Raw genomic sequence first — 9,980 nt, forward strand, 5'->3', positions numbered from 1 at the left:
ATGACGCAGCATATGAGGAGACTATGGAGCGTATGCGGGATGTCATCATATATGAGATTTTCGGGAGAACCGAATCGTAAATAATGATTAAAAATTTAAAAAGGTATTGAATCGGAAAGGTGATGGTGTTATAATCATCGCGGTAAAATAATGAGCCTTGAAAGGCGCAGAGATAAAAAGGAGGCGAAGCATATGGACAGTTGTGATAGTCGAAGTCGAAGTACACATAATGATGGATACAGGCTTGGATTTTATTACAGGTGTCTGTAGGCGTGCCGTTTTTCATAAAAGATAAGCCGTTATCCATCGTTATGAATCAATTCACAACTTATAATTGTGCAGCATGACATTATGATGGATTTTTTATGCCCTTTTTCGGGTAAAGGGAGGCTTATGATGACAAGAGAAGTATTAAAGGAACCAATTTTTGCAAAGGAAATTGTTGAAATTACAAGATTTTCTCATTCGATTGATGAGATGAAGGAGAAGCTCAAGGATTACCATGAGAATGACATCGCACAGAGTCTGAAATATCTAAACAGAGCCGAAAGAAATCTTCTGTACAGTGCGATTGATGCAAAATGGATGGCGGAAATCATTTCTTATATTGACGATCCGGGACAATATGTTGAAGAGATCGGAATCGACAAGCTGGCAGAGATCATCAACGAGATGGACGCAGATGATGCGGTAGATCTGTGGGAAGATATTGACGAGAGCGTGAAGGTGAAGCTTCGTACGATGATCGACGATGAGATCCGGACAGATATCCAGCTGATCAATTCCTATGATGAGGATGAGATCGGAAGTTTGATCACCACCAATTATATTTGCATCAAACAGCACCTGACGATCCGTCAGGCAATGCATGAGCTGGTGCAGCAGGCGGGCGAAAATGATAATATTACAACAATTTATGTGGTGGATAATAGGAAACGTTTTTGCGGTGCGATCGATTTGAAGGATCTTATTGTTGCAAGAGAAAATGTGGAGTTAGATACACTGATCAGCTATGCCTATCCGTATTTGCTGGATCATGAGAAGATTTCGGACAGCATCGAAAAGATCAAGGATTACGCGGAAGATTCCCTGCCTGTTTTGAATAAGGACAAGAAAATTATCGGTATTATTACAGCACAGGATGTGGTTGAGGCTGTGGATGATGAGCTGGGAGAGGACTATGCAAAGCTCGCCGGTCTGTCTGCAGAAGAGGATCTGAATGAAACTACCGGAGAAAGCATGAAGAAGCGTCTTCCGTGGCTGATCATTCTGTTGTTCCTCGGAATGGGAGTATCCACTGTGGTCGGAGCATTCGAGGGCGTTGTAGCGGTACTGCCGGTCGTGATCTGTTTTCAGTCATTGATCCTTGACATGGCGGGAAATGTTGGTACACAGTCTCTTGCGGTAACGATCCGTGTGCTGATGGATGAGAATCTGAATGGTAAAGACAAGCTGAAGCTGTTGTTTAAGGAAATGAAGGTTGGATGCTGTAACGGTGCTTTGCTTGGAGTGATGGCACTGGTCTGCCTGGGTGTTTATATTGCACTCTTTAAAGGATATGCAATCGGAACTGCATTTTTGATCTCCGGCTGTGTCGGAATATCCCTTCTGGCCGCGATCATTATTTCCAGTCTGGTCGGAACCTTAGTGCCGATCATTTTCCACAAAATAAACGTGGATCCGGCGGTCGCTTCCGGTCCGCTTATTACAACCGTCAATGATCTGGTGGCTGTTGTGACATATTATGGTCTTGCGTGGATCCTGCTGATCCGGATGATGAAGATAGTGTGATGCAATGAGAAAGGATATTGACAAACGACTTACCGTCGGCGTTATTATTTGCATTTCCTGATAGTTTAATTACATCATTTGTGATTCAATTTATTCATTTTTAGGAAAATGAATAAATTGAATTGACTATGATAAAATTAGAAGATATAATAAAAATGGATTATATGTGACTATAGTATGAAAATATGGAGATTAAATATGCGACAATTCGACTATCGTAAAAAATGGGAAAAACTATTGACGCCGAAGACGGTATTCCCCAAAATTGAGAGCTACGGTGCAAGCAGTGGATTCCCGGTATATGGCAGCAAGCTGTAATCTCTGCCGTGTGATCAATACTTGCAATAAGACAAATAGTAAATAACATCGAAACCGTTAAAGGATGCATGTGTCTAAGACAACAACCGGCATCCGTCAGGAGTGAAACGGTTCCGGTGTTATTTTTTTGTCTAAATGGAGCAGAAATGTCTTTTTTGGTATGGATGTCGCCGTAAATTCATGATACGATAATACACGGTTAGGATAAACTAACGAGACGTAAACTTCGTACAACAAGTATTGACTGCGCCCATAATATTTCTTATGTCCGATTACACGCAATAACATTTTGCCTGCCCGGGCATTTGTAAATCCATGAGCTGTGACTAAAAAATTGACGCAGATCAGTAGGATTTCTGAAAAGACTTTGCTTTGCAATGCTTTGATGAATACACATCCGGACGATTGAGCCCCGTAGATGGGCTCAGCTGTTTCGGACGGCACGCTCCCGCTACCACTGCACCACGCAGCGGTACATAACGCCCCAAGTGCCAAGTAGATTAAGAGGGGAATTTTGAAACTTGGGGCGTAAGTACCGGCGGGTGCAAGTGCCTCTCGAAACATCCGATTCCCACCTCGGGGCGAATCCGGGAGGATGTGTTCATCAAACATCAAAGCAGCAAAGCAATTAGTCTTTTCGAAATCCGTTAGTGACAAGACAATTTTTTAGTCACAGCTCATGGATTAATTTGCTTTCCGAGGCAAAATGGCTATCTGCCCTTCAGGACATAAGAAATATTATGGGCGCAGAGATAGATTATGTGAGCGAAGTTTGAGTGACAAAGTGATTGAGATCAGAAAGGCATGAGAATGGATGTGAATAAACAGGCGATTGCCAATCTTGGCAACAACGTCAAAACAATGGTGAAAAACGAGAACTGCTCGGTGCTGATGCTAAATGATGCCACGGGCGAGGGTGTGATGACTGTATATCAGGTGATGCCCGGTGTGATGATCTGTTTCTCGGATATCCATATGGAGAAATGTGACTCTGAATTTGAACTGCAGAAGGATCGGCGGGTGTTCTGTTTGGATCACTGCCGCGAGGGCAGGATCGAGATGGAGGTACAGCCGGGGGTGTTCAGTATTATGCAGGAGAACGAGCTGCGGCTGGATAACAGGGAGAATCATAAGGGAACAACCTGCTATCCGCTCCGTCATTACCATGGAGTCAGTGTATTTATGGATGTGGATGAGGCACAGCAGGCACTTGATGAGATGTTTCACGGCTTCAGCGTTGATATTGCCGGACTGCGTGAACGCTACTGTAACCGGGAAAAGCCGTGTATCCTTCATAAGGATGAGGGACTTGCGTGTATTATTTCCGGTCTGTATCAGAAGAATCTTGAGCGGCCGGAGATGGCAGCGTCAAAGGAATATTACCAGATCAAGGTTGTGGAGCTTTTGCTGTATCTGGAGACGATGACGCTGGAGGACAGCAGCGAGGTTAAGCCGTATTATTACAGGACGCAGATGGAGAAGATCAAGGCGGTGCATGAGAAGATCACCGGTGATCTGAGCAAGCGTTTTACGATTGAGGAGCTGTCTTTAATGTATGAGATACCGGCGACAACGATGAAGAAGTGTTTTAAGGATGTATATGGTGATTCCATATATTCCTATCAGAAAAGATACCGGATCAATGTTGCGGCAAGCATGCTGATTCAGGAAGAAGATAAAGAAATACAGGAGATCGCCTCATGTGTCGGTTATGAAAATCCCGGAAAATTTTCCGTGGCATTTCGCAGTGTGATGGGAGTTTCTCCGGCAGAATACAGAATCAGGAAAGAAGGAAGGTTGGATTAATATGTCAGAAAACAAACAGGAAAAGAAGGATAGCTGGCTTAAGGTGCTGTTTCGCTATACCGATGGCAGTGAACGCAGGATGGGGTTGTCCGTGATCCTTTCCATTATCAGTGTGATCGGTGGGCTTGTCCCGTATTATTGCATTTATCGGGGAGCAGACCTGTATATCCGAAATATGGGACAGGTTCCGGTGCATGAGATTATCCGGTGGTGTATCCTTGCACTGGTTTTTTATGTTGTAAAGATCGTATGCTTCTCGGCGTCCACATGGATATCGCATATTGCAGCATACCATATTCTGGAGGGGCTGCGTCTCCGGCTGACGGACCGTTTTTTAAAGGCACCTCTGGGAGATGTCGAGGGACACAGTATCGGTGAGATTAAAAGCATTATGGTGGAAAAGATCGAGAATATGGAGCCTCCGTTGGCACATATGATCCCGGAGGGCAGCGGTCATATTCTCCTGCCGGTTGTCAGTCTGGCTGCGCTTTGCTTTGTAGATGTTCGGATTGCACTGGCGGCGTTGGTGACGTTGCCGTTTTCGATGGTGCTGATGAGCCTGACGATGGTGATCAGTGGCAAGAGCTTTACGAAGTACGATGAGTCCAATGCTCATATGAACAGCACGATCGTGGAATACATAGAAGGTATTGAGGTGATCAAGGCATTTGGCAGAGCCGGAACCTCCTATGAGAAATATTCCAAGGCGATCCTTGATTACAAAAAGTTCGTAGTAAAGTGGTTATCCTCGACCTGGATTACAATGAAGCTGACCTTTGCACTGTTTCCGTCTACGATCCTTGGAACGCTGCCGGTTGGTCTGTATCTGACGATCCGCGGAAGGATCACGATATCTGAGCTGCTTCTTGCAGTGATGTTATCCATGTCTATGGTCACTTCCTTTGCCAAGATCGAAGTATTCATGGAAAATATCCGTGAAATGAAATTTAACATCGAAAGCATTGAAGGACTGTTAAATATGAGAACACTGCCGCAGCCGGAAAAGCGCGTGGATTTAAAGAGTCATGATATTGCAATGTCGGAGGTACATTTCTCTTATACGGGCGATCAGAAGGATGAGGTGCTTCACGGAATTGATCTGGCGATGCCGGAGGGCAGTTACACGGCACTGGTCGGACCAAGTGGCGGCGGCAAGTCAACGGTTGCCAAGCTGATCTCCCGTTTCTGGGATGTGACAGAGGGAAGCATCACGATCGGTGGTGTCAATGTGAAGGATATGCCGCTTGAGCAGCTTTCGGAAATGGTAAGCTTCGTCACGCAGGATAATTTCCTGTTCCGATGCTCTATTCTGGAAAATATCCGCCTGGGCGATCCGAAGGCGACGGATGAGCAGGTCAAGGAGGCGGCAAGAAAGGCGTGCTGTGAGGAGTTTATCAAGAAGCTTCCGATGGGCTATGATACACCGGCAGGAGAGGCAGGAAAACGTCTGTCCGGCGGCGAGAAGCAGCGTATTGCGATCGCACGTATCATGCTGAAAAATGCGCCGATCGTTATTCTGGATGAGGCGACGGCATTTACCGATCCGGAAAATGAGGATAAGCTGCAGAAGAGCATTGAAGCCCTGACAAAGGGAAAGACGCTTCTTGTGATCGCGCACCGTCTGTCCACGATTGCCGATGCGGATCAGATCGTTGTTCTGAAAAACGGCTGTGTGGAGGCAAAGGGAACGCAGGAGGAGCTGCTTGACAATTGTGCACTTTATCAGAGAATGTGGCAGGCACATGTGGGTGCAAGACACTGGGCTGTCGGAGAAAAGAAAGGAGGCGGAGAAGTATGTTTGGAACAGTAAAAAGAATTATTGCATGGTGCGGAGACTTTCGTAAGAATCTTTATATTGGCTTTGTATTCTCCTTCTTTTCCGGATGGTTTGCTGCCATGCCGGTGATCTGGGCGGCGTATGTGATCGGAAAGCTGGTGGAATACACCGGGAAAGGAAAGATGCTCACCACGGCGTGGGTTGGTAGAAGCATCGGTATACTGTTACTCTTTGTATTTTTAAGATTTCTGTTTGATTATCTGCGGGCAAGATTTCAGGAGGCAATCAGCTATGAACTGATCGCGAGAGACCGTTTGGCAGTAGGTGATGCATTAAAGAGAGTATCCCTTGGATATTTTCAGAATATGAATACAAGCACGATCCTGAATTCGATTACAACCGGACTTCATACGCTGGAGGGCATGGGAATCCGTATGATCGACAATTTTGTCGGAGGATATCTTAATTTCATATGTATTCTTCTGTGGTTGTTTTATATTAAATGGCAGATCGGTCTGATCGCCATCACAGGAGCAGCGGTTTCTTTCGTATTTTTGCTGGTGATCTCCCGGTACAGCACACGGAATGCACCGGTGCTTGCGCAGGCAAACAGGGATCTGACCGGAGCAACTCTGGAGTATGCCAGAGGTCTTGCGGTCGTGAAATCCTTTGGCAGGGCAGGAGCATCCATGGATGCCATGACGAAGGCGTGCCGTGGCAGCAGAGACATCAATCTGAAAATAGAGTGGGGTTATATTCCATATAACGCACTTCATCTGCTGGCACTGAAAACGGCAAGTGTATTTATTGTGATCACAGCATTTTCCTTTGGGGTGATGGGACAGCTTGATTTTACGTCCGTGATCCTTGTCGTGCTGTTGTCCTTCCATATTTTTGGTTCGCTGGAGCCGATTTCCGACTGTGCGCATGTGCTGGCGGTGATCGATGACGCACTGGATCATTTGGACGCCCTGACCGGCGAATCCTTTATTGATGCGGACGGAAAAGACATTCCTCTTTCCAGGTATGATATCGAGTTAGAGCATGTTGATTTCTCCTATGGAGAGGGAGAGGAACGCAGACAGGTATTAAAGGATGTTACGGTGACGATTCCGGAGAATACGGTTACGGCAGTGGTTGGTCCGTCCGGAAGCGGTAAATCTACGATCTGTAATCTGATCGCCAGATTCTACGATGTGGACAGTGGCAGTGTCCGTGTGGGGGGACATGATGTACGGGAATTTACCTGTGACAGTCTGCTGTCCAATATATCGATGGTATTTCAGAATGTATATCTGTTCCATGATACGGTAAGGAACAATATTTGCTTTGGTAAGCCGGATGCAACAGAGGAGGAAATGATCGACGCAGCAAAGAAAGCATGCTGCCACGATTTTATCATGGCACTGCCGGAAGGCTACGATACCGTGATCGGCGAGGGCGGCGGCAGTCTGTCCGGTGGCGAGAAGCAGCGTATTTCCATTGCAAGAGCGATCCTTAAAGACGCCCCGATCATCATACTGGATGAGGCAACGGCGAGCGTGGATCCGGAGAATGAGCATCTGATTCAGGCAGCAATCTCAGAGCTGACAAAAGGCAAGACGATCGTGACGATCGCACATCGTCTGGCAACGATCGAGCAGGCGGACCAGATCCTTGTTGTGGACGACGGTCGGGTGGTTCAGTGCGGAACGCATCAGGAGCTTGTCAAGGTACCGGGCAAATACAGAGACTTTGTGGATATCCGGAAAAGATCGGAGGGCTGGCAGCTTACCGGTTGATGCTTTGTGGATCTTTTGTGTTTTCGCGGCTAGCGTTTGTTTCGCCACTGCTTCAAGTTCATCAAACGATAAAGGGTCGCTGTATAAATATCTCTGGAAAGAATAAGAGCGAAACATCCGGTAAGATGTTTCGCTCTTATGTGCTTTCTTATGGAGTATCATGACGTTGTATACATGAGAAATGTCTACTTGTCAAGAACTTCTTTTATACTGTTTAATACTACATCCTTTTCGAATGGTTTTGTGATAAACTGTTTTGCACCGTATTTTAAGGCTTCTAAAACCTTGGACTGCTGACCGGCTGCGGTGATCATGATGACCTTTGCATCAGCGTTGACCGCAAGGATCTTCTGCAGTGCCTCAATACCGTCCATCTTCGGCATTGTGATATCGAGAGTGACAAGATCGACCGGATGCTGTTCAAACATCTCTACGGCTTCCTCACCGTTGGTAGCCTCTGCGACTACGGAATAGCCCTCTTCCTCAAGAAGGTTTTTGAGGATCACACGGGACATTCTGGAATCGTCAACCACAAGGATGGATCCCTTTGCATCGGCACTGACTTCATAAACCTTCTTCTCGTTGGAAGAGGAGTGGTATGGGGTAGTGCCCGGTTTCACCGCATCATTGTCTGCGATCACAAGAGTTACTTTATGGTCCTCGATAAAGATCGGCAGGATATGGAAATTGCCCTCCACGGACTGATCCTTATAAGCAAATACCGGTTCCAGTTCAAATTCCTTATCGTGTTCACTCTGATCGGATGCGAACAATCCGTTATTGACGTTGATAAACTCACATACAGCATCCAGTGTATCGATTGCATCATTCTGAGCAACACCGGAAAAATTGCCGGCGATCAGAGAAAATGCCTGATCGGAAGACTCCTCTGCGAGTGCGAGACAGAGATTTGTACTGCCTGTCAGCTTCTGGCCGGCAAGTGCACTGTATGGCAGAGACTTTACATGCCGGATCCGGCCGATATAGAAATCTCTGGATACGAAACGGTTGATATTGCGGACAACGAGACCGGCAAGCTCTGTGATCAGAGAGTTGGCGGCACAGGCAAAAACAGGGATCAGTGCATCAAGATCATCTGCTTTTAATGCGGTCATATCAGCATCGGAGAAACCGTGCTCCTTCTGAAATGCAGCCAGTGTCTTGTCGATAACGGTAGCGGTCAGCTCCGTACATTCTGTCAGAGACTGTGTAAACTGCATGTAAGGATTTCCCTGCTTTGCCAGTAAGGCATCGATCTGCTCAGCGGTCAGAAGTCCTTTCTCCTGAGCAATATCTCCGAAACGCTTATCGAACTGCATCTGCAGCTGATTGATCATTTCTACGTCTTCCTCAGAAAGTAATCCATCTGCGATGGCGATGGTACCAAGCTTTACACGTACGGAAAGCTGCTTCTCAATGGCTGCACGGTACTCATCCTTTGTAATGATTTGTTTTTCTACAAGGTATGTTCCAAATAATTGACTAAACATAGAATTCACCTCTCCTGTTTATTTTCTGCTTCATATTATACAATAAACTCGTGAAAAATGGAAGAAAAACTGTGATTTTGCTTAATCTTATCGCATTTTGACTGTGCATTTTCGTCATAATATGATAAAATGAACTGCCATAGTTTGAAACTATGAAGAAGCGTATGAAATATGTATTATTCTTTTTGGAAAGAGAGTGTTAGACTGTTCTTATTACAAAGATGGAGGACGAGAGAATGAGTAATGTAACAACACCATGCAGATATGATTTTGTGGGAAGTTTTTTAAGACCGGCGCGTTTAAAGAAGGCGAGAAGAAGCTTTGATGAAGGAAAGATCTCTTATGAAGAGTTGAAAAAGGTAGAAGATGATGCGATCACAGAGCTGATCGAAAAGACAAAGGAGCTCGGCTATCATGTGATCACGGATGGAGAGTTTCGCCGTGCAACCTGGCATCTTGATTTTATGTGGGGATTTGACGGAATCGGTCATACACCGACAACAACCGGACTTCCGTTTCACGGAGAGGCTGCCATGGTAGATGATACATTTATCGATGGAAAGGTTGGAATTTCCGGAGAGCATCCGTTTGTAGAACATTTTCGTTTTGTGAAGGCATTCGAGGATGAGAACACCGTGGCAAAGCAGACAATGCCATCACCGGCACAGTTTTATGCACAGTTTACAATGCCGTTTAACCATGAGCAGACAGAGAAGTTCTATGCGACAGACGAGGAGTTAGCAGCAGATATCGTTAAGGCTTATGGAAAGGTGATCGATGATCTCTATGCAGCCGGCTGCCGTAACATTCAGCTTGACGACTGTACCTGGGGCATGCTTGCCGACAAGACAGGACCAATGCTTTACGGTACAACTCCGGAGGGCGCTGTGGATGTCCAGAAGCGTCATAAGGATATCAACAATCAGGTCATTGCAAATGCACCGGAGGATATGATCATCAATACACATGTGTGCCGTGGTAATTTCCACTCTACCTATGCAAACAGCGGTGCCTATG

General features: G+C 45.9%; 6 protein-coding genes. 5 read left to right on the forward strand and 1 reads right to left on the reverse strand.

From position 1 onward, the window contains the following. Positions 1 to 396: 396 nt before the first annotated feature. From mgtE to ACZLMD_RS09595, 4 genes are all read left to right on the forward strand, one after another. Positions 397 to 1,791: a magnesium transporter gene (gene mgtE / locus ACZLMD_RS09580; protein ID WP_118559176.1), complete on the forward strand. Its 1,395-nt coding sequence runs from the start codon at positions 397 to 399 to the stop codon at positions 1,789 to 1,791. Between the two features lie 1,128 nt (positions 1,792 to 2,919). Further along, positions 2,920 to 3,915: a helix-turn-helix domain-containing protein gene (locus ACZLMD_RS09585; protein WP_489495616.1), complete on the forward strand. Its 996-nt coding sequence runs from the start codon at positions 2,920 to 2,922 to the stop codon at positions 3,913 to 3,915. Position 3,916: 1 nt separating this feature from the next. After that, positions 3,917 to 5,725: an ABC transporter ATP-binding protein gene (locus ACZLMD_RS09590; protein WP_489495617.1), complete on the forward strand. Its 1,809-nt coding sequence runs from the start codon at positions 3,917 to 3,919 to the stop codon at positions 5,723 to 5,725. Continuing rightward, positions 5,710 to 7,473, forward strand: coding sequence for an ABC transporter ATP-binding protein (locus ACZLMD_RS09595; RefSeq protein WP_489495618.1), 1,764 nt, complete (start codon positions 5,710 to 5,712; stop codon positions 7,471 to 7,473). Before ACZLMD_RS09590 ends, ACZLMD_RS09595 begins: the two co-directional genes overlap by 16 nt. 185 nt (positions 7,474 to 7,658) lie before the next feature. On the opposite strand, the gene ACZLMD_RS09600 is transcribed toward ACZLMD_RS09595, so the two are convergent. Next, positions 7,659 to 8,963, reverse strand: coding sequence for a response regulator (locus tag ACZLMD_RS09600; protein WP_489495619.1), 1,305 nt, complete (start codon positions 8,961 to 8,963; stop codon positions 7,659 to 7,661). Positions 8,964 to 9,199: 236 nt separating this feature from the next. On the opposite strand from ACZLMD_RS09600, the gene ACZLMD_RS09605 reads away from it, so the two are divergent. Next, on the forward strand, positions 9,200 to 9,980 hold a 781-nt coding region (locus ACZLMD_RS09605), incomplete at its 3' end, for a uroporphyrinogen decarboxylase/cobalamine-independent methonine synthase family protein (RefSeq protein ID WP_489495620.1).

The organism is Jutongia sp. (assembly GCF_057878315.1).

Excerpts from the sequence above, each read along its gene's own strand:
- mgtE (WP_118559176.1), top strand. The coding sequence starts at position 397 with ATGACAAGAGAAGTATTAAAGGAACCAATTTTTGCAAAGGAAATTGTT.
- ACZLMD_RS09585 (WP_489495616.1), top strand. The coding sequence starts at position 2,920 with ATGGATGTGAATAAACAGGCGATTGCCAATCTTGGCAACAACGTCAAA.
- ACZLMD_RS09590 (WP_489495617.1), top strand. The coding sequence starts at position 3,917 with ATGTCAGAAAACAAACAGGAAAAGAAGGATAGCTGGCTTAAGGTGCTG.
- ACZLMD_RS09595 (WP_489495618.1), top strand. The coding sequence starts at position 5,710 with ATGTTTGGAACAGTAAAAAGAATTATTGCATGGTGCGGAGACTTTCGT.
- ACZLMD_RS09600 (WP_489495619.1), bottom strand. The coding sequence starts at position 8,963 with ATGTTTAGTCAATTATTTGGAACATACCTTGTAGAAAAACAAATCATT.